The 20,486-nt window shown below is 65.0% G+C and carries 16 protein-coding genes; 6 read left to right on the top strand and 10 right to left on the bottom strand.

All coding sequences use genetic code 11. From position 1 onward, the window contains the following. Positions 1-2: 2 nt before the first annotated feature. Genes ACQGNJ_RS06110 through ACQGNJ_RS06080 form a run of 7 tightly spaced genes read right to left on the bottom strand, consistent with a single transcriptional unit; the run spans position 3 to position 9,000 of the window. Positions 3-1,037: a phytanoyl-CoA dioxygenase family protein gene (locus tag ACQGNJ_RS06110; protein ID WP_426688349.1), complete on the bottom strand. Its 1,035-nt coding sequence runs from the start codon at positions 1,035-1,037 to the stop codon at positions 3-5. Next, entirely contained in the window at positions 1,037-2,062 is a 1,026-nt protein-coding gene (locus tag ACQGNJ_RS06105) for a GSCFA domain-containing protein (protein WP_426688348.1), read from the bottom strand. The genes ACQGNJ_RS06110 and ACQGNJ_RS06105 overlap by 1 nt, the downstream gene beginning before the upstream one ends. 47 nt (positions 2,063-2,109) lie before the next feature. Then, positions 2,110-2,844 (bottom strand): hypothetical protein, encoded by a 735-nt coding sequence (locus ACQGNJ_RS06100; RefSeq protein ID WP_426688347.1) that lies wholly within the window; start codon positions 2,842-2,844, stop codon positions 2,110-2,112. Next, the gene (locus ACQGNJ_RS06095; RefSeq protein WP_426688346.1) at positions 2,844-5,240 is read right to left on the bottom strand and encodes a glycosyltransferase family 2 protein; all 2,397 of its coding nucleotides are present in this window, start codon (positions 5,238-5,240) and stop codon (positions 2,844-2,846) included. The genes ACQGNJ_RS06100 and ACQGNJ_RS06095 overlap by 1 nt, the downstream gene beginning before the upstream one ends. Next, positions 5,237-6,853 (bottom strand): class I SAM-dependent methyltransferase, encoded by a 1,617-nt coding sequence (locus ACQGNJ_RS06090; RefSeq protein ID WP_426688345.1) that lies wholly within the window; start codon positions 6,851-6,853, stop codon positions 5,237-5,239. Before ACQGNJ_RS06090 ends, ACQGNJ_RS06095 begins: the two co-directional genes overlap by 4 nt. Then, complete coding sequence (locus ACQGNJ_RS06085) at positions 6,843-8,210, bottom strand: ABC transporter ATP-binding protein (RefSeq protein ID WP_426688344.1); 1,368 nt, start codon at positions 8,208-8,210, stop codon at positions 6,843-6,845. The genes ACQGNJ_RS06090 and ACQGNJ_RS06085 overlap by 11 nt, the downstream gene beginning before the upstream one ends. Further along, the gene (locus ACQGNJ_RS06080) at positions 8,200-9,000 is read right to left on the bottom strand and encodes an ABC transporter permease (protein ID WP_426688343.1); all 801 of its coding nucleotides are present in this window, start codon (positions 8,998-9,000) and stop codon (positions 8,200-8,202) included. Before ACQGNJ_RS06080 ends, ACQGNJ_RS06085 begins: the two co-directional genes overlap by 11 nt. Before the next feature lie 224 nt (positions 9,001-9,224). On the opposite strand from ACQGNJ_RS06080, the gene rfbB reads away from it, so the two are divergent. The 6 genes from rfbB (at position 9,225) to ACQGNJ_RS06050 (ending at position 14,438) form a co-directional block, all read left to right on the top strand. Further along, on the top strand, positions 9,225-10,295 hold the full coding sequence (gene rfbB / locus ACQGNJ_RS06075) for a dTDP-glucose 4,6-dehydratase (protein WP_426688342.1): 1,071 nt from the start codon (positions 9,225-9,227) through the stop codon (positions 10,293-10,295). Between the two features lie 26 nt (positions 10,296-10,321). Next, entirely contained in the window at positions 10,322-11,212 is an 891-nt protein-coding gene (rfbA, locus tag ACQGNJ_RS06070; RefSeq protein ID WP_426688341.1) for a glucose-1-phosphate thymidylyltransferase RfbA, read from the top strand. After that, complete coding sequence (gene rfbC, locus ACQGNJ_RS06065; RefSeq protein WP_426688340.1) at positions 11,209-11,766, top strand: dTDP-4-dehydrorhamnose 3,5-epimerase; 558 nt, start codon at positions 11,209-11,211, stop codon at positions 11,764-11,766. Before rfbA ends, rfbC begins: the two co-directional genes overlap by 4 nt. Further along, positions 11,763-12,698: a dTDP-4-dehydrorhamnose reductase gene (rfbD, locus tag ACQGNJ_RS06060; RefSeq protein WP_426688339.1), complete on the top strand. Its 936-nt coding sequence runs from the start codon at positions 11,763-11,765 to the stop codon at positions 12,696-12,698. Before rfbC ends, rfbD begins: the two co-directional genes overlap by 4 nt. Before the next feature lie 16 nt (positions 12,699-12,714). Beyond that, positions 12,715-14,127 carry a mannose-1-phosphate guanylyltransferase/mannose-6-phosphate isomerase gene (locus ACQGNJ_RS06055; RefSeq protein WP_426688338.1) on the top strand — a complete coding sequence of 471 codons (1,413 nt, stop codon included), beginning with the start codon at positions 12,715-12,717 and terminating at the stop codon, positions 14,125-14,127. 107 nt (positions 14,128-14,234) lie between these two features. Beyond that, entirely contained in the window at positions 14,235-14,438 is a 204-nt protein-coding gene (locus tag ACQGNJ_RS06050) for a YecA/YgfB family protein (protein ID WP_426688337.1), read from the top strand. A 56-nt stretch (positions 14,439-14,494) separates the two neighbouring features. Here ACQGNJ_RS06050 and ACQGNJ_RS06045 read toward each other — a convergent pair whose 3' ends face one another. From ACQGNJ_RS06045 to ACQGNJ_RS06035, 3 genes are all read right to left on the bottom strand, one after another. Next, positions 14,495-16,096, bottom strand: coding sequence for a carboxylesterase/lipase family protein (locus ACQGNJ_RS06045; protein WP_426688336.1), 1,602 nt, complete (start codon positions 16,094-16,096; stop codon positions 14,495-14,497). 277 nt (positions 16,097-16,373) lie between these two features. Beyond that, positions 16,374-18,029, bottom strand: coding sequence for a glycoside hydrolase family 43 protein (locus tag ACQGNJ_RS06040; protein ID WP_426688335.1), 1,656 nt, complete (start codon positions 18,027-18,029; stop codon positions 16,374-16,376). A 262-nt stretch (positions 18,030-18,291) separates the two neighbouring features. Next, positions 18,292-20,343: a beta-galactosidase gene (locus ACQGNJ_RS06035; RefSeq protein WP_426688334.1), complete on the bottom strand. Its 2,052-nt coding sequence runs from the start codon at positions 20,341-20,343 to the stop codon at positions 18,292-18,294. Positions 20,344-20,486: the final 143 nt, after the last annotated feature.

The raw sequence follows: 20,486 nt of genomic DNA, 5'->3' as shown, positions 1-20,486 counted from the left end.
CCTCACAGCCACAGCGGCACCTGCTTTTCGGGGTACGCCGAAGGAGCGAAGAACCACGACTCGATCGCGTAACGCGGCTTGCTGATCCGCGGTGGCACACCGGTGCGATGCAGGAAGAAGTGGTCGAACAGCAGCGCATCGCCAGGGGCAAACACCGGACTGACCGTAGCCACGCCGGCCGCCGTCTGCTCGACCATGCCCGGCCCCACCGTCCAGTAGAAGTTCGCGCCATGGCTGCCGGTAGGCAATACGGCAGGCACGCGTCGCGGCAGGAACTCCAGGCCCGACGCATCCTCACCACAATGAGACAGACTCAACCACACGTTCACGCTGCGTATTTCGCTGCCCATGAATGACCCGTCCTGATGCCAGTCGGCCACGCCCTGGCTTGCCGGCACGCGGCGCAGGGTCGATTTGCCCACCGACAACATGGGCCGCTCGCCGAAGTAACCGGCGATAGTGTCGGACACGCCGTTGGCCTCGTACATTTCGGTCAGCTCATACAGCATGCGCGGTGAATCGGCCGCCCAGACACCGCCGATGCTTTCGCCGAAATCCCTGCCTTCCGCCAGGGCACAGCCCTCGACCAATGGCAGACGGGAATACCAGCCGGGATCGATCGCCTGGCCGTCGTCCCGGCGCCAGGCCTCGCAGGCCCGCAAAGCCTCATCGATGCCGGCAACCAGGCGGGCTGCCTGCGAATCGTGCAGCAAACCGCGCACAAGCAGGGCTCCATGATGGCGAATGCCCGCGGCCAAGGTCAGCGAATCGAGCCGATCGGCGGCAATCTCCGGCACACCCTCGACATCGGCGAACACATCGTTCACCTCCGGCGGCCACGCCGCCTTCACTGCAGACACCGGCGGCTGGGCGAGATACGCGAGATAACGACATTGCGCCAACAGCCTCTGGTACTCGCCGAGCGGCTGCTCAAGGCAGGCCCGGCGCAGATAGGCGATGGCCTCCACATGGTTCCCGTGTTGCATCAGCTCCTGCGCGTGGGCCAGCACCTCGTGCTGGTGCTGCGATTCGACCATCATTCTGCTCCGTTGCGCATGTCGCCGCCGCGCACGGCGGGATCCAGTTGCTGCTCATCGCACAGCGTATCAATTACGGCCTGACTGCGCCGCAGGAAGTCATCGTCTGCCGGAGCTGGCGCCGGCGCTTCGGGTGAATCGAACACGTGCCGGAAGAACAGCGTCATCACCCGCTCCACCATCGGCTCCAGAACCGAACGCCGGTCCGCCGCAAAACCTTCGTCTCCGGCGGCGCCAACGATCTCGAAGGCAGGAAAGTAATACACGCCGGGCAACTGCCGCAGCTGTTCGGCCGCTACGCGCAAAACGGACTTGGAGTACGCATTGGCGGCAAGCACATGGCGTGGCTCCGCCGTCGCGGCCAATGGCACCGGCGACACGGTAAGGATCACCTTCATGCGTGGATTGACTGTACTCAACTCCCCGACGAAAGCGCGCAGATCGGACACCACCTCGTCCACCGTCAGATTGAGAAACCGATGCCTCCCCGCATCGAAACGACCGGCCGCGACACCGGGGCACAACGGATAGACCGCACCGTCCTCACGCGAAGCCCAGCATTCGGTCAGACCCAGCGTGAAAACGAATACATCCATCTCCAAAAACGCCTTGCGCACGGCCGCGAAGTGCTGGCGACGGTCTTCCGCGTACTCCCGCGGCGAGCTGAAGCCCTCGGGTTGGATGGTCGGGCGGAACGGATCGAAGCAGGCGCCGTCCTGGTCCCAGCGATCATCCAATGGCACGAACGTGCCGGTGGCGCGTCGCCACAGTTGCAACAGCTGGCGCGCGGTGTAGATGTTTCCATAGCGCGCGCTGTACACGCCGTAGTTGAATGCCTTGGCCACCGCCGGCGGCAGCAGCGGGTGCGCCGGCTCGGTCTCGAAAAAGGCATGTCCGCGTTCGCGCAGGTGACGCGCCACGTGCTGGGCAAAGCAGCTCCCCGCCGTGACAATGCGGCTGTCCGCACCAATCCGGAAGGGCGGCGGCGCCACCGGATCGATATCCTCGACGGAGCGTCCGGCCATTGCCCGGCTCCAGCGCTGATCGTCGGGGATGTCGCGATAGGGGTGACTCATGCCAGCTCCCTCATCTGCGCCAGCACCAGTTCGCCGTAACGATCGCTGGCGTGCGCGCCATCGCCGTAGTACCGGTCGAGCAGAAAGCCATCCGCATCCATCGACGCCACCGGACACGCCACGAAAGTCACCCCGGCCGCCGCACACCAGTCCTGGACGATGTGCGAATGCATGCGCCAGAGCTTGTAGCGCGTCGCCGCCGGAGAAATCTCCCGGCACATGCCCGGATAGAGGTCCCACGGAATGTCGGCATCCATGCGCTTGGCGTCAGCGCAAGGCGGCGGCGACTCCAGATGGAACAACGGGCCATCATGCAGGCGCCGCAGCTGCGCCATCAGTGCCAGATATTCTTCCATCAACGCTTCCATCATGCCGCGCACGGCCAGCGCAGGCAGCACCTCGGCCAGCGAATCCAGCGGCAGATCCGGCTCCCACGGCAGCACGAAGTCGAATCGCCGCGGATGCACCAGCATGCCGACCACACCGTGCACGGCACCACCGATCAGCGAGAACATGGCACCGTCGTGCGCGCGCAACCGTTGCTCCAGCGCGGGCGAGAACACGGTCGCGTCGCCTCGGCGCACGAGAGCGCCAGGCATCTCCCAGAAATTCAGCACCTGCAGATCCGTGCCACCGGCTTCGGCGGCCCTTGCCACGCAGGACAGGTGACTGTGACCCAGGCACAATATCTTCCCGCCGGTGCCTGCATGCAGGTCCTGCGCCGCGGACATCAATGAACCCCCAGCCGTGCCGGCGGGCTCGGCACAAGCGAATCAAAGTCAGCGACCATCGAACGCACCGCGTCCTGGCGCCACTCCCGTGGTGGAAACGCCAGCGTGAACGGCTCGCCCGACAAGGTCAGATTGGGGTTGTAGGCAGGATCGCGCTCCAACTGGCTACCCCAGCGATGCTTCATGAAGCTCACCTCGCGGGAAAACCGACGACGCTTTTCCGGCGTGTCTTCATGACCGCGCGATGCCGACTCATGGTGATAGAGCTCGGCAAACGGCGTCCATACATTCCGGTAGCCCTGCTGACGCAGGCGCAGGCAGAAATCCACGTCGTTGAAGGCGACCTGCAATGAAGGATCGAGACCCTCGACCTGCTGGTATGCCGCACGCCGGACCATCAGGCAGGCGGCCGTCACCGCGCTCATCTGCTGGACCAGTCGTGCCCGCGCCATCTGACCGGCATGGCCTCGCGGCATGCCGCAATACGGGTGGGCGGCCACACCGTGCACGCCAGTCATCACGCCCGCGTGCTGGATCGTTTCGTTGGGGTAATAGAGCATCGCACCCACCGCCCCGACTTGCGGGCGCATGGCATGGCTGGCCAACTCTTCCAGCCAGCCCGGCGAGATCACTTCGATGTCGTTGTTGAGCAGGCAGATCAGCTCGCTGGAGCATTCGAGGACGGCCTGATTGTTGATCGCCGAATAATTGAACGGCTGGTCGTACCTCAGGACCCGCACCCGCGGCCGCTCGGCCAGTGCCGCGAGGTAGGTCAGCGAGTCCGGCTCCGACGACTGGTTGTCGACGACGACGATCTCGTAGTCGGGATAGGTGCTGCGATCGACGATCGATTCCACGCATCGGCGCAGGAGGTCGACGCGGTCGCGCGTGGGTATGACGATGCTGATCCGCGGCAGCGGCGCGGCCAGCGGATGACGCACACGGAACAGGCCCGGAAGACCGTCAATCTCGCAGACTTCCGCAGCCTCGTTGCGGCGCGCGAAGTGCTCGCGCAAGGCGCGCAATCCGGCATGGTGGGCATAGCCCTTTTGGTCCGCCGCAAGCGCCGTGGAGCCCGCCACGGCGCGCCAGTGATAGAGCACCGCGGGAATATGGCCGATCTGATTCGCTTGCAGATGTTCGCTGCAGCGCAGGGCCAGGTCCCAATCCTGGCTGCCTTCCAGCCCCTGCCGGAATCCACCCAGTGCAACTACCAGAGCACGTGAATAGATGCCCAGGTGACTGATGCAGTTTTGTCCGCACAACAGGTCGGGGTCCCAGTCCGGCTTGAAATACGGATCGTAACGGCGCCCCTCGGCATCGATCTTGTCTTCATCGGTATAGATCAACTGCCACTGCGGATGTTCGCGCAGCGACTCGACGATGTGGGCAACGGCGTGCGGATGTAGCTCGTCATCGTGATCGAGCAAGGCCACGAAATCGCCGCGCGCCATCGCCAGCGCGCTGTTGGACGCCGCCGAAATATGCCCGTTGTGCTCACGAAGACAGAGGCTCATTCGGGGCTCGCGCCCGGCGTATTCCTCGAGGACCGTCCGCACATGCGGTTCGATCGATGCATCGTCGGCGACGCACAATTCCCACTGCCCGCAGGACTGCGCCAGCACACTGTCGAGACAGCGGCGCAGCCAGCGTTCCGGTGTGTTGTAGACAGGCAGCAGGATCGATACGAGGTGCTCGCCGATCGTCGCCGCCCGGACAGGCAGCGCTGGCTCGTAAAGACGCAGCCAGCGCTCATACGTCGGAGCGTAGCTGTTTCGCCTGGTGTACTGGCCATGCAGCCAGCTGCCGAACGCGTGCAGTCCACCGCTGGAGCGCAGTTTTGCCCACGCCTCCCGCCGCAGAACCTGCTGGCTGGCTCCGAGGGAGGCCCGGGTGCGCGCAACCTGGCGCCACATGCGCCAGGTTGCGCCGGGACGGCCGATGCGTGACAGCACGAATCTGCCCAGGCGGAAGGTGCAAGGGGCGCTCGTGGGATCGAATCGCAGGCCATGCACGTCTTGTGTGAGCAGCACGACACCTTCATGAGCCGTGGCACCCGGCCGCACGAAGTTCAGATGCAGCGACCAAGCCTCGTGCATGCCGTTGCCATGGTCGAAGTACAGCACCGGCTCCAGCATGCCTGCTTCGATATCCTCCAGCTCGATCGACAGCCGATACCAGCCGGCCCGCAGTACTCGACCGCCGAGGTCGCAATGGAACTTGGGATCGTTGCCGTCGGCTCGCCACATTCCTGGCGCCCCGGCAAGCGCCGTGAGCTGGTCGGCGGGCTGCAGTTCGATCACGCCGCCGTAGGCACGCCGCCAGCGGCCCAGCATTTGTCGCAGACCGCTCCATCGCCTCAGCGCGGATCGTCGCATGTCGGCGGCGCTACTCATGGAGACCGTCCGAACCAGCGACGCAGACGCTCGCGCCACCCCCGACCGACCAGCAAGTCGACGTTGCGCCGCAGCAGCTGCAGCTCCTCGCGCAGCAGGGCGCCCTGCTCGTCGACATGTTGCAGACGGGCCAGTCCGGAAGCCGACAATTGCTGCAATCCCTCACCCTGCGCCGCCGTCGCTGCCAGCAGGGTCTGTTGCTGCTCCAGCACGGCCTGCTGTTGCGCAAGCGTGGCAGCCAGAGCCTGCAGTTGCTCACGCTGATGAACGAAACCGAGCGCCATGTTCTGCAATTCCAGCCGCTGCGCGGCGAGTGCCTGCGCCTGCTCGCCTTGCGCCTGCCGTTGCAATCCGAACTCGCGCGCGAGGTTGTGCGCGCCGATGCGTTCGCGCGACACCGCCACCAGCTCCTGCAGCGCCTGACCCTGCCGCGCCAGCAAGTCCTGCAGCGCGGGGTCGTCGATTACCACCTCGTACTCGACCCGCACCGAGACCTCCAGGCATGACCCCGCCGCCTCCACGAGAGCACCGGCAAGGCTGACTTCGAGGTGTGGGTCGTTGTCGAAGCAGGCCAGTCGAACGGCGTGCCTGCCGGTGACTGGGAGCAGGTCACCGTGCACATGGCCCAGTCGCTCGACCAATCGGTCGAGTTCGCGCCAGTCCCCCTCATTCCCCTGACGCAAGGCGATCCGGCTCAGACCGTAGACACCCGGAAGGTCCGCCGGATCGATCCGGAGGTAGTCGGGCGCCGTACCGGCAGGCAGCCGGAACTGCAGGTCGAGCACGCCGTCCACGGGGTCGGCCTCGACGGACAGCATGCGGCTCTCGTCGTAGCTCTGATCGTGGCGGCGATGAAAGAGATGGCAGGTCAGCGGCGGCTTGCCGACCAGCACATCGGCCACCGGGCGATCGTCACTGTCGACCAGATTGCCAGCCAGCGCGGCGAAGAAGTCCCGCATCTGCGCGGGCGCCTGCGTCGCCTTGCGCATGAAGGCCATGAACGGCTCGGGCACCTGGTTACCCACGGCGACCACGCCCAGACCATGGCTGTGTCGAAAGGCGAAGCAGGGATGGCGCGCCGCCAGCTCGTCGAAGAAGCGGCCAACCCCGAAACCGCGCTCGCGCACTTCGGTATCGTGTAGCAACACCACCGCACGTCCGCTCAACTTGGGCAGCCAGGTTTCGAAATCGTGGCGCACCGCCTCGTAGGTGTGCAGCCCATCGATGTGCAGCAGGTCGATGCTGCCATCATCGAACTGACCGACCGCCGTGTCGAAATCCGCGCGCAGCAGCCGCGAAAATTCGCCGTAGCGCGGATCATGCCGTGCCCGCAGCGCCTGGTAAACCTGCTCGCCGTAGTGGAGCGAGTGCGCGTCACCCTGCCATGCATCGACAGCCGTGCAGGCGCAGGCAAGGTCGAGCATGCGAACTGCCTGGCAAAAGGCCAGGTAGGAGTTGCCCGAATGCGTGCCCAGCTCGACCAGTCGGCGCGGTCGCAGCAGGTCGACTGCCAGGTAGGCAAAAGGTATGTGGCCGACCCAGCCGTAAGGTGGCACCGCGCGCGGCCGGGTCAGCACCAGCGGATGGCCTTCGAGTTGGAATTCAGGACTCATGGGCCACCTGTTCCAGCTTCACCTCGAGCATGGGAATGCCGATCATTCCCGCCGACAGCGTGCCGCCGGTGGCGGTGAAGTGCAATGCTTCGTGGAGCCAGTGCTGGATGACATGTTGCTCCTGGGTGCCCTCGGCCAGACCGGCGGTGATGAAGTAATCGCCGTTCAACAGACGTGGCATGACGAAGCGGAAGCTGGCACGGAAGAATTGTCCTCCTGCCACGGAAAAATCGCCGTCGTGACACAGCACGGTGTTGTCGCCGAACAGCAACTGTCCTCGTCGATCCTTGACGTAGAAGCCCACGATCACGTTATCCAGCGCGGCATCGGCCCGCAGCTCGACCTCCACGCGGACACACTCGCCAGCCATGACCACAGCCAGCGCGTGGCCCGCGTCGTTGCAGAACGCGACGTCGATGATCTGTGCCTTGCATTCGCCGAAACCCGCCGCGTCAGGCTGGAACGGAAAAATGTGCAGGTCGTTGCGCAGGACGGTCCGGTCCATCAGCTCCTGTCGCGGATCGACCAGGCGGGCGGGACTGCTGCGCACCGCCGTCGGAGTGCTGCCGCGTCGCGCGCCCGCGCCTCCCTGGCGTTCGATCATGGACGCCTCCAGGTAGGCATCCATGACCGTGCGGGCATCGCCGATGCGTTGCACCTGGCCCTGCTCCAGCCAGATCGCACGGTCGCACAGGCTGACGACGGAGGCGCCATCGTGGCTGACGAACAGCATGGTGCCGCGTTTGCGGAATTCGCGCAGGAAGCGCATGCACTTCTGCATGAAGAACGCGTCGCCCACGGCTAGCGCCTCATCGATGATGAGGATGTCAGCATCGACATGGGTCACCACCGCGAAGGCCAGTCGCATGACCATGCCGGTCGAATAGCTGCGTACCGGCTGGTCGACGAACTCGCCGATCTCGGCATACGTCAGAATGTCCTCGATGCGCGCATCGATCTCATCGCGACTCAGACCGAGAATCGAGGCGTTGAGATAGACGTTCTGACGACCGGTGAAATCGGGGTTGAAGCCACTGCCCAGTTCGAGCAATGCCGCCACCCGGCCATGGATTCTGGCACTGCCCTCAGTCGGCTTGAGCGTCCCGGCGATCAACTGCAACAAGGTGGACTTGCCGGCACCGTTGCGACCCACAATGCCCAGGGTCTCTCCACGATGAACCTCGAAGTCCACCTCACGCAGGGCCCAGAATTCGCGGTAGAAGCGTCGACTGCCGCCAAGCAGGCTCTGCCACATCCGATGCACCGGCTTGTCAAAGAGCTGATAGCACTTGCCCAGCGCATGCACCTCGATTGCCACATCGGCTGCGGCCTTCGGCGCGGAAACGTCAGAGGACATCGGCGAAGCCATCCCGCGTGCGCTGGAACCAGGCGTAGCCGAACAACAGCACGGCTAGCGCCACCAGGGTGTAGACACCCAGCGCGGACCAGTCGGGTGGCTGTCCGAACAGCACGATCTGGCGTGTCTGCTCGATCATCAGGGTCAGCGGATTGAAGGCGATCCAATCGCGATAGGGCTCATGCAGGTTCGACGCGGGGTAGAAGACCGGACTGAGGAACATCAGCATCGCCGAAAGCACGCCGGCGATCTGCGCAACATCGCGGATGAACACGCCCAGCGAGGCCATCAGCCAGCTCGCCCCGCAAAGCAGCAGGACGTACGGCGCATAGACCAGCGGCAGAAAAAGCACCACGGGATGGATCGTGTGTTGCGAAATAAGCACGAACAGCAGCAGGACCAGCAGGCTCAGCGCGGCATTGAACAGCGACGAAGCGACCATCACGCAAGGCAGGATCGACAGCGGGAACACCACCCTCTTCACCAGATTGCTCTGCGAGACGATCACCGAGGGCGCCCGCATCAGGCATTCCGCCAGCAGCGAGTGGATGATCATGCCGCAGAAAATCATCAGCGAGAAATCGACGCCGGATTTCATACCGGGCCAGCGCATGCCGAGAAAGACGCGGAATGCCAGCGTATAGACCGCCAGCATCAGCAACGGATTGATGAACGACCAGAGCAGTCCCAGGAAGGATCCGCTGTAACGCGCCTCCACGTCGCGCCGGGTAAGTTCCCAGAACACGTCCCTGCGTGCCCACAAGCGGAGCGGCAGGGACAGACTTGCCATTTCCATCTTCTCTCCAGATGCTGCACGGACGCTGCGCCATGCCTCGCGACATCAACCTTCAATGAACCCGTCTACCGGGCGGCGTCCATACTTGCCCGCATCAATGGCAAACTAGCGGGGCCGTCGCCTCGTTCCGCGCAGTGGCTCCGGGGCTCGCGTGCCACACTTTGCCGATCCACCATTCGCTTGCGGATGTATGCCCATATGACACCAAAGAAGGCCCGATGAACAGCCCATCCGATCATGTCCCCTTGCTTCTGGTCACCGGCGGAGCCGGTTTCATTGGCGCCAATTTTGTCCTGCAGGCCGTGAGCGACGGTCTGCGCGTGGTGAACCTGGACAAGCTCACCTACGCCGGCAACCCTGACACCCTGGCCTCACTGAACGGCAACGAGCGGCATGTGTTCGTGCATGGCGACATCGGCGACCGCGCCCTGGTGGCGCGTTTGCTGGCTGAACACCGGCCCGACGCGATCGTCAATTTCGCCGCCGAATCCCACGTGGACCGCTCCATCGACGGCCCGGCCGAGTTCGTGCAGACCAACGTGGTCGGCACGCTGGCGCTGCTCGAAGGCGCCCGCGACTATTGGCGCGGCCTGGACGGCGCCGCGCGCGACGGCTTCCGCTTCCTGCACGTGTCGACCGACGAGGTCTACGGCTCGCTGGGCGCCGAAGGCCAGTTCACCGAGACCACGCCGTACGCGCCAAACTCGCCCTACTCCGCGTCGAAGGCCGCCTCCGACCATCTGGTGCGGGCGTTCCACCACACCTACGGGCTGCCGGTGCTGACCACCAATTGCTCGAACAATTACGGTCCGTACCAGTTCCCGGAAAAACTCATTCCGCTGGTGATCCAGAAGGCGCTGGCCGGTGAGCCGTTGCCGGTCTACGGCGACGGACTGAATATCCGCGACTGGCTGTTCGTGGGCGACCACTGCAGCGCGATCCGCCGCGTGCTGGACGCCGGCCGCGTCGGCGAAACCTACAACGTGGGCGGCAATGCCGAGCGCGAGAACATCACCGTGGTGAGGGCGATCTGCGCGCTGCTCGACGCCCGTCAGCCGCTGGCGGACGGGCGCGCGCGCGAATCGCTGATCACCTATGTCAAGGATCGTCCCGGCCACGATCGGCGCTACGCGATCGATTCCCGCAAGCTGCAGAACGAACTGGGCTGGCAGCCGACCCACACCTTCGAGACCGGCATCGCACAGACGGTCGACTGGTATCTCGCCAACCAGGCGTGGAGCCAGCGCGTACTCGACGGCAGCTATCGCATGGAGCGCCTCGGCTCATAAAGCCGAAATCATCCAAGGACTCGATCATGAACACGACACAGAAAGGCATCATCCTGGCCGGCGGTTCCGGCACCCGGTTGCATCCGATCACCCGCGCGATCAGCAAGCAGCTGTTGCCGGTGTACGACAAGCCGATGATCTACTACCCGCTGGCCACGCTGATGCTGGCCGGCATCCGCGAGATCCTGATCATCAACACGCCGCACGAGCAGGCGATGTTCCAGCGCCTGCTGGGCGACGGTTCGCAATGGGGCCTGGACATCCGCTACGCGGTGCAGCCGTCGCCGGATGGCCTGGCGCAGGCCTTCACCATCGGGCGCGATTTCGTCGACGGCAAGCCGAGCTGCCTGGTGCTGGGCGACAACATCTTCTACGGCCACGGCTTCACCGAGCGACTCCGGCGTGCTGCCGCGCGCGAACACGGCGCCACCGTGTTCGGCTACTGGGTGAAGGATCCCGAGCGCTATGGCGTGGCCGAGTTCGACCCGGCCGGCAAGGTGATCGGGCTGGAGGAAAAGCCCGCCGCGCCGAAGTCCCACTACGCCGTCACCGGCCTGTATTTCTACGACGCGCGCGTCTGCGATTACGCCGCCGCGCTGCAACCCTCGCCGCGCGGCGAGCTGGAGATCACCGATCTCAACCGCTGCTACCTCGACGACAACTCGCTGCACCTGGAACAGCTCGGCCGCGGCTTCGCCTGGCTCGACACCGGCACCCACGAGTCGCTGATGGAAGCGGGCAACTACATCGAGACGATCGAGAACCGGCAAGGCCTGAAGGTGTGCTGTCCGGAGGAGATCGCCCACCTCCAGGGCTGGATCGACGACGAGCAACTGTTGAGTCTGGCCGCGCCCTTGGCCAAGACGGGCTACGGCCAATACCTGCAGAGCCTGGTACGCGAAGGACACGCCCGATGAAGGTGCTCGAAACGACCTTGCCCGGCACGCTGATCCTCGAACCGCAGGTGTTCGGCGACAGTCGCGGCTTCTTTTACGAAAGCTACAACGAGGCGAAATATCGCGAGGCCGGGGTCGACCATCGCTTCGTGCAATCGAACGTGTCACGTTCGGCGCGTGGCGTGCTGCGCGGCCTGCATTACCAGTGGCCGAACCCGCAGGGCAAGCTGGTCAGCGTGCTCGAAGGCGAGGTCTACGATGTGGCGGTGGACATCCGCCGTGGTTCGCCCAGCTTCGGGCAGTCCGTCGGCGTGATGCTGACCGCCGACAATCATCGGCACTTCTGGGTGCCGGAGGGTTTCGCGCACGGCTTCTGCGTGGTCTCCGAATTCGCCACCTTCAGCTACCAGTGCACCGCGCTGTACGACCCCAAGGCCGACGCCGGCATCCGCTGGAACGATGCCGCGCTGGGCATCGACTGGCCGATCAGCGCGCCGCTGCTGTCGGACAAGGACGGCAAGACGCCGCTGCTGGCGGATGTGCCGGCCGAGCGCTTGCCGGTTTACGCAGCGTGAGGATCCTGCTGCTGGGGGCCAATGGCCAGCTTGGCTGCAGCTTCCTGGAGCACGGCGGCCTGGCGGCACGCGGCGAGTTGCTCGCCGCCAGTCGGGACGGCGCACTGACCCATGGTGGCCATGGCGAGAGCGCCGATCTGTCGATCCCCGAATCGCTGCCCATCCTGCTCGATCGACTTCAGCCCGATGTGATCGTCAATGCCGCCGCCTACACCGCGGTCGATCGTGCCGAACAGGAGGAAGCGCTGGCCACCCGCGTCAACGGCGAGGCCGTCGGCGTGCTCGGCCATTGGGCCGCGGCGCACGGTGCGCTGGTGATCCACTACTCCACCGATTACGTGTTCGACGGCAACCAGGCGCAACCGTATGCGGTCGACGCGCCCACTGGCCCGCTCGGAGCCTATGGCCGCAGCAAGCTTGCCGGCGAACAGGCACTGCGCGACAGCGGCGCCGATCACCTGACGTTCCGTACCGCCTGGGTCTATGCGCCGCACGGCCACAACTTTCTGCGCACCATGCTGCGCCTGGGCGCCGAGCGCGACGAGCTGCGCGTGGTGGCTGACCAGCACGGCGCGCCCACCGACACCGCCTTGATCGTGCAAGGCACGCTTGCCGCGCTCGACCAATGGCTGGGCTCCGACCAGCTGCAGCGCCGCGCACTGATCGGCACCCATCACCTGGTCGCCAGCGGCGCGACGACCTGGCACGGCTTCGCCAGCGCGATCTTCGACGATGCCTTGCGCTTTGGCCTGCTCGATCGTGTCCCCCGCGTGCTCGCGATCGACAGCAGCCAATTCCCCACCCCGGCGGCGCGTCCGGCCTGGTCGCTGCTGGACAATGGCGGTTTCCAGCGGCATTTCAGCTTTGCGCTGCCCGACTGGAAGCAGGGTCTGCATGATGTAATACGCCAACTTGCCTCATCCGTGCATTGAACGAGAGCCCGCCACCATGTTGATCCCCCTCATCCTCAGCGGCGGCAGTGGCACCCGGCTCTGGCCGGTCTCGCGCAAGAACCTGCCCAAGCAATTCCTCGCACTGGCCGGCAAGGGCACGCTGTTCCAGCAGACCATTGCGCGCACGCTTCAGTTGCCCGACGTCGCGGCGCCGATCGTGGTGGCCAGCGAGGATCACCGTTTCCTTGCGGCGGACCAGCTGCAGGAAGCGGGCGTCGCACACGCCAGCATCGTGCTGGAACCGCTGGCCCGCAACACCGCGCCGGCGATTGCGCTGGGTGCGCTGCAGGCGTTGCAGCGTGATCCGGAGGCGGTGCTGCTGGTGCTGCCAGCCGACCACCTGATCGGCGACACGGCGGCCTTCGTCGAGGCCGTGCAACGGGCGCTGCCGCTGGCCGCACAGGATTGGCTGGTGACGTTCGGCATTCGCCCCGACCGCCCGGAGACCGGTTTCGGTTACATCCGCCGCGCCGAAGCGATCGACGGCCAGGGGTTCCGCGTTGCACAGTTCGTCGAGAAACCCGATCTGCCCACGGCCAGGTCCTATCTCGCCGATGGTGGCTACGACTGGAACTCCGGCATGTTCCTGTTCAAGGCGTCGCGTTACCTGGAGGAACTGGCCGCACACGCACCCACGATGCTGACCGCCGTGCGCGAGGCCCATGCCGCGGCCACGGTCGATCTGGACTTCGTGCGCATCGATCGCGACGCGTTCGCCAGGGTGCCCGACGACTCGATCGACTACGCCGTGATGGAGAAGACCCGGCGCGCCGCGGTGATCCCGGTCAGCTGTGCGTGGAGCGACATCGGCTCGTGGTCGGCGCTGTGGCTTACCGGCGACAAGGACGCCGACGGCAACCTGCGCGAAGGCGACACCCTCGCCGTGGATACGCGCAACTCGCTGCTGCGCTCGCACGAACGGCATCTGCTGGCCACCGTCGGCGTCGACGACCTGATCGTGGTGACCACGCCGGATGCCACCCTGGTGGCACATCGCGACGCCGCGCAGGACGTGAAGAAGATCGTCGAGCAACTGAAGGCCGCCGGCCGCAGCGAACACTCGCTGCACCGCGTGGTGCATCGCCCCTGGGGCAATTACGATTCACTGGAAGAAGGCGAGCGCTTCCAGGTCAAGCGGATCGTGGTCAAGCCCGGCGCCAGCCTGAGCCTGCAGAAGCACCACCATCGCGCGGAGCACTGGATCGTGGTGTCCGGTACCGCCGAAGTCACCTGCGACGACAAGGTGTTCCTGCTCGGCGAGAACCAGAGCACGTACATTCCGCTGGGCAGCAAGCATCGCCTGCGCAATCCGGGCAAGGTGGTGCTGGAACTGATCGAGGTGCAATCGGGCAGCTACCTGGGCGAAGACGACATCGTGCGCTACGACGATGTCTATGGCCGCACATGAGCTGGAACTGATCAGCTCCGGACGCATTCCGAAAATTCCCGGGCGGCTGCATTTTCGCCATGAATGGAAGGCTGCTTTGCCGCGCTGGCGATCGGCCCACGCAGCTCATGCCTTCGCAATGGATGCCGCGGGTCTGGAACACGGACGAGGGCCAGCCGCAACCATCGCCCGTCGATGCCGACCAGGCCAATGCCCTGTCGCAGCTGATCGCCCGCCAGTACAACGGCGTGCTGCGCGATTTCATGGAAGCACCTGAGTCGTCGCATCCGATCTGCGAGCAAAACCCGCCATGGCGTGTCTCGGCATGGTGACGCGCCCCGGGACCCAGCTTCGATGGCCGCCACTCTCCTCCGTCCTGTTTGTCTCATCAAAGATGGGCATCGGGATGCATTCGCTGCAGGAATTCGTGGCGCGCCGCGTCGTGGTCGACACGGGTATGCGTGGTCACGCCGATCACCTGGCGCAGCAGGCCGCCATCCTTGTCCGCGGCAGCCGGCCAGTGAGGCAGGCCCGGGCCGTTGGGGTCGGCGGTCTTGATGAAGTTGGCCCAGTAGCCTTCCATCGTGGCCGAGACCTGGCGGTCGTCAGTCGTCCACGCGTAGACCGGGTTGCCGGACAGGTTGCCCAGCGCATACTCGATCTCGCCGCTGTGCACCGCACCGGGGTCCGGGCCGGCGCTGCCATCGCGCCTGGCCGGGCGAGCCTGGGTGAAGTAGTAGTAGTACACCGGTGCCTGGCCGGTCTGGCGGTGCAGGCGCATCCAGCGACCGGTCGAAAACGCGATGAACTGGTCGCCGGCCAGTGCCGTGCCGGATGCCTCGACTTCGGCCTCGGTGTTGCCGGGATAGAGCTTCAATGCCTCAGCGGCGTGCGCACCGAACTGCTGTTGCACGACGGCGCGATAGTTGGCCGGGTCAGGTGTCGTGTCGTGAAACAAATTCGCGTAATAGCCTTCCTGCGAATTGGAGCCCACCAGCAGCGGGATATGCGCCTGCTCGCCTGCGCGGTAAATGGCCTCGGGCGAACGCGGCAGGAAGTAGCCGTCAACCGTGGGCGCGAACTCGGCCACATTCTTGTCGTCGCAGGCCCTGAGCAAGGCGCTCGCATCCATCGCGCGCAAATCCGCCAGCGAATGCGCGCCGACATGTTTTTCAAATGCCTCGCCTTGTTGCTCGGTCAGCACCAGCGGCGGTGGCTTCAGATTGCCGAGCACCGACCCGCTCTCACCAATCGCCCGTTGCATCAGGCCTTGCGAGAGTGGCGAAGCCATCTGCGCCGACACCGACATCGAACCCGCCGACTCGCCACCGATGGTGACTCGTGCCGGGTCGCCGCCAAAGGCAGCGATGTTGCGTCGAACCCAGCGCAGCGCGGCATTCTGGTCGAGCAGGCCGTAGTTGCCGCTGGCATGCTGCGGCGACTCGTCGGCCAGCGCCGGCAGCGCGAGGAAGCCGAGCACGTCCAGCCGATAGTTCACCGTCACCGTGACGATGCCGCGCCGGGCCAGGCTGGCACCGTCGTAGCGCGGCTCCGAACCATCGCCCGCCACAAAGCCACCGCCGTAGAAATACACCAGCACCGGCAGCTTCCGGCCAGGGCTGCGTGTGGGCGCCCACACATTGAGGTACAGGCAATCCTCGCTCATCCCGGCGGAACGGAACACCATGTCGCCAAACAAGGGGCGCTGCATGCAACGCGGACCGAAACGGTCGGCCTTGCGCACGCCGGTCCAGGCGCTCATCGGCTGCGGTGGCTTCCAGCGCCATGCGCCGAGCGGGGGCGCGGCATACGGAATGCCCTTGAACTCGTCGAGGCCTGTTCCGCTGTCGTGGCTGCCCGACAAGGTGCCGGTGTCAGTGCGCACCGTGGGTACCGCGTCGGCCGCGAACACCGGGCCGGCAGCGAGTGCGAAAGCCAGTCCCGTCAGAAAGAGGAAGTCACGGCGAATGAATACAGTAGGCATGGTCATGCATCTCATATCAGCGACAAGAGTTTTCATCTTACGAACTTCATCTGGTGACGGCACCGATGACCTGGAGCTCCGATCCCAACCGGCAGGGCCTCCCCGCGCTGGTTTGCAAGGTCACCACGTGGTTGCCGTAGTGCACCACACAGGGGCCACCGCGCACTGAACGCACGGTGGCTCGACCAGCTTGCCTGATGCCCAACGGATGTCCACCACGAAGTCACTGCGCGCGAACGCTCGCGATGCAGACTCCGCAGCACGCCCGGATCAAGGGCATAGGTCAGCGGAAGTCGCCGCCTTGCCCGATCCGGAAATAGTCAAAGTCCACACGGCCGCCGGCGGTCTTGGTCGAATAAAAGAAGAGGGCGAAGCGATAACCCATGAAGTGCGGCACGGTGTACGCAAGGTGCGAGGGACGACCGATGGGGGTCCAGGATCTGCCGTCGAGGCTGTAGGAGAAGCGCGCGATTTCAGGCGCGGGCTGAAATTCGCATTCGACCTTGAGGTGAACGGTTTTGCCGGAGAGGGGAACGGAGGCGACTTCCTCGGGATGATCGGAGTCGGCGCTCACCATGACGAGCGATCTGGTGCCGCCGCTCATCTTTACGCCAACAAAACCATAGCGCCTCTGAAAGACGGCGATGCCGGCATAGTCGCCGTCTTTCAGGCCACTCACGTCGATGCTGGTGGTGGCGGAACTGCGAGGGCCAAAGGTGCGCTGAGTGAGGGTATTCGGTGCCTCGGGCAGAGTGGAAACGACCCGGCTGGTAACGAGGCTCAGGTAGCCCGGGCGCGCGGCGAGCGACCAGTAACGAGGCTCGGGATTGTGATTCCATTGCCAGGCGAGGGGCAGGTCGGGGTCGCCGGGCCGGCGGTCGAATTCGTCGGAGGCGACGATGCCGGAGACGCCGGAGACGCCTTGTCCGCCGGCGGGGATGTCGAGCGTCATGGGCACCTTGTCGTTTTTGCCGAGAACGGGCCAGCCGTCCATCCAAGTCACGGGCACGAGGTAGGGGATGCGACCGACGGCGCCGTTGTCCTTGAAAAGATAGGCATACCATTTGCCTTCCGGGGTGTCGATGAGACCGCCCTGGGCGATGCCGCGATCATCGAGCGCGACGCGACTCTCGTAGGGACCGTCGATTGCGTCGGCGCGGCTGATGATGACGGTGCGGGCCCAGCGGCTTCCGGGCGAGGCGATGTTGAAGAGGTAGTAGCGGCCGTTGATCTTGAAAAGCTGCGAGCCCTCGCCCTTGAGCCCGCCCTGGTCGGTGCCGAAGACGGCGTTGACGTTTTCGACGATGACCTTGTTCACGCCACCGGGCTTGATTCCGGAGAGATCGGGTTGCAGCTCGGTGAGCATGATGCGACCGCTCCCGTGAACCATGTAGACGCGACCGTCGTCGGCGAAAAACAGGCTGTGGTCACCCAGCGGGGGCTTGAAACTCGTCGCTTTCCACGGGCCGCGCGCCGGATCGCGCGTGGCGTAGATGTGGGTGCGTCCCGTGGTGGCGGAGAACGTCGAGGCATAGAACACGCCGTTGTGGAAACGCAGGCTGCTGGCCCAGGATCCCTTGCCGTAGGCGTTTTGTCCGTTATCCAGATTCATGGCATCGTTGTCGACCAGCCGGTCGCAGGCGTAGCCGACCAGACGCCAATTCACCAGGTCCTTCGATTTCATGATCGGCACTCCCGGACTCATGTGCATCGTCGTGCTGCTCATGTAGTAGGTGTCGCCAACGCGAATCATGGACATGTCCGGCACATCGGCCCGGATCAAGGGATTGTGGGCAAGACGCATCGGTTCCGCCGCAAGGGGCTGGGACGCGGCGAAGGCGAAGACGAGGGCCCCCAGGAAGAAAAGGATCAGGCGGTACATGCGGCAGGCGGGAGAGACGGCGGAAGGGCGGCTCAGGCTGTCAGGGTTTTGATCCATGATCTTGTCCGTGAAGGCAATCTTTGCGAGTAACTGAGTACGTAGGCTGTTCCTGTTTCCTGATCAGCGCTGAAGCCAAGCCGCAATCGCAGCCCAGGTGGCAGGTTTGAGTCACGCTGCAGCCGATGAATCAGCATCAGGGGAGCAATCGGTCCAGGCGATCAAGTCAAGCCACGCGCGCACGCCATCGAACTCGGCTTCAAGGCGACCGGAATCCGGATGGAGAGACCAGGGTCTCTCCGAGGTGCCGCCTCGACGATCTTCAGCGATTCGCGGCGGCATCGCGACTGTCCAGCACCGCGATGCCATACGGCTCCAGCGACACCTCGTTGCTGGCAGTCCCTTTGGCGAGCACGGGCCACATGGACGATGGCAGACTCACTCGGCGCGCTGCGGCAGCATGGTTGATCAGGATCACCACCTGATGTCGGGCATCGCCGCGCACACAGACTTCCACATCCTGAGGAGCACCCGGCAGCGGCGGGTGGACGTCGGCCTGCTGCAGCCATGACGCGGTGAGGCGATCGAGCAGGCCATCGCCCAGCCACGCACCGACGTAGGTGATGCTGCCCTTGCTCAGTTGGCGGGTCAGTACCGCCGGCTGATCGTCCAGCCAGCCGTCGGATTTGCCGTAACGCAGGACCACTCGGGTCTGCGGCGACTGAACCTGCAGCTGTTCGGCCCAGATCGTCGCGCTGCCCTGCCCCACTTCGCCAACGACGGGCACCGCCTTGTCCAGCGCATAGAACTGCGCCACGCGCCCACCCAGCACACTCGCCAGCGGGCCGGGCTGACCTTGTGGCTGCAGGCCGTCGTCGGCGTTCTTCATGCCGCTGCGCGGGCCCAGCACGAGATCGCCGCCTTGCTCCACGTAGGCTTTCAACTGCGCCGCTTCCGCGTTGGTCAGCACGTTGAGCGCGGGCGCGATCACCAGCTTGTAGCCGTCCAGTGGGGCATGGGCGGAGATCACGTCCACCACCTGTGCCTGCGCGCGCAGCGGACGATAAAACGCCTTCAGCTCGACCACCGGATCAAAGTTGGTCGCATGGCGCTGGAAATTGATCGCCCAGCGGCTGTCGAAATCATTGATGACCGCGACCTCGGCGTGCGGCGTGGTGCCGGCCAGCACCGCACCGGCTTTCGCGAACTCCGCGCCCACCTGCTGAATTTCGCGGTACGCCGGCACCGGCGTGCCATCGGCGCCGAGCAACGTGCCGTGGTATTCCTCCTGGCCATTCGGTGCGGCGCGCCACTGCCAGTATTCGACGGCATCGGCGCCATGACCGACGGCCTGCCAGGCCATGTCGCGCACGACACCCTTGCGCAGTGCCACGTTCGTTTCGTGCCAGTTGACGAAACCGGGCTGGGTTTCCATGACCCAGAAATTGCGCTGCTTGTAGCCGCGGGCAAGATCGTGACGCGCGGCATTGTCGACCCAGTCGTAATCCTCGCCGGCATTCACGTAGTCGTCCCACGCCGCGATGTCGAGCACCTGATGCACGATGTACGCATCGAAGCCATCGAACCAGCCCATGGTGTTGGTGGTGATGAACTGGCGCGGATCGGCATGCGGGCGTATCGCGTCGATCTGGTTGACCGAGTAGCTGCGCCAGGTGTCGCTAACGAAGCGCTTCCAGTCCAGCAGCAAGGCAGGATTCTCGTGGTCCGCGCGTACCGGAATCTGCTCGAAATTGTCGTAGGTCTGGCTCCAGTACGCGGTGGCCCAGCGGCGGTTCAGCGCCTCGATGCTGCCATACCGGTGCTGCAGCCACGCATGGAACTGGGCCTTGGCGTCGGGATCGAACGAGTCCGCCGCGTATTCGTTGTCCAGCTGCCAGCCGACCACGTCTGGGTTATGACCAAAGCGCTTCGCCATCCGCTCGGCGATGTCGTGGGCGAACCGACGGTAGCGCGTGCTGGCGAAGGAGAACTGCTGGCGGTTGCCGTGCTCGTCGCGTACACCATCCTCACTGACACGCAAGGTATCGGGATACTTCTGCGTCAGCCACGCGGGCGGTGCCGCGGTGGGCGTGCCCAGCACCACCACGATATGGTGACGTGCGGCGGCGGCAATCGCGCGATCCATCCAGCCAAAGTCGTAGACGCCCTCGCGTGGCTCCATGCGGCTCCAGGCAAACTCGCCGATGCGCACCAGATGCACATGCGCGGCTTGCATCAACGTCAGGTCATGATCCCATTGCGCCTCGGGCCATTGCTCCGGATACCACGCCACGCCCAACAGCAGCGGTGGCGCATCGGCGTAACGGGTGGCCTGGGCATGCGTCGTGGTGACGAACGCGAGCATCAGCCCCATCGCACTCAGCAGTAGTGCAGCGCGCCTCAGGCGGGTGCTGATCGAGCGAAGACACGTCGTTCTGTCGCGCGGTGGAATGGAGCCTCGATGGCTTTCAACTTTCGCCAGCGCGGTTGTCTCGTCAAAGATGTGCATAAGGATTC

Source organism: Rhodanobacter ginsengiterrae (genome assembly GCF_050026815.1).
Taxonomy (GTDB): domain Bacteria; phylum Pseudomonadota; class Gammaproteobacteria; order Xanthomonadales; family Rhodanobacteraceae; genus Rhodanobacter; species Rhodanobacter ginsengiterrae.
This window is presented reverse-complemented; position numbering and strand designations above follow the sequence as displayed.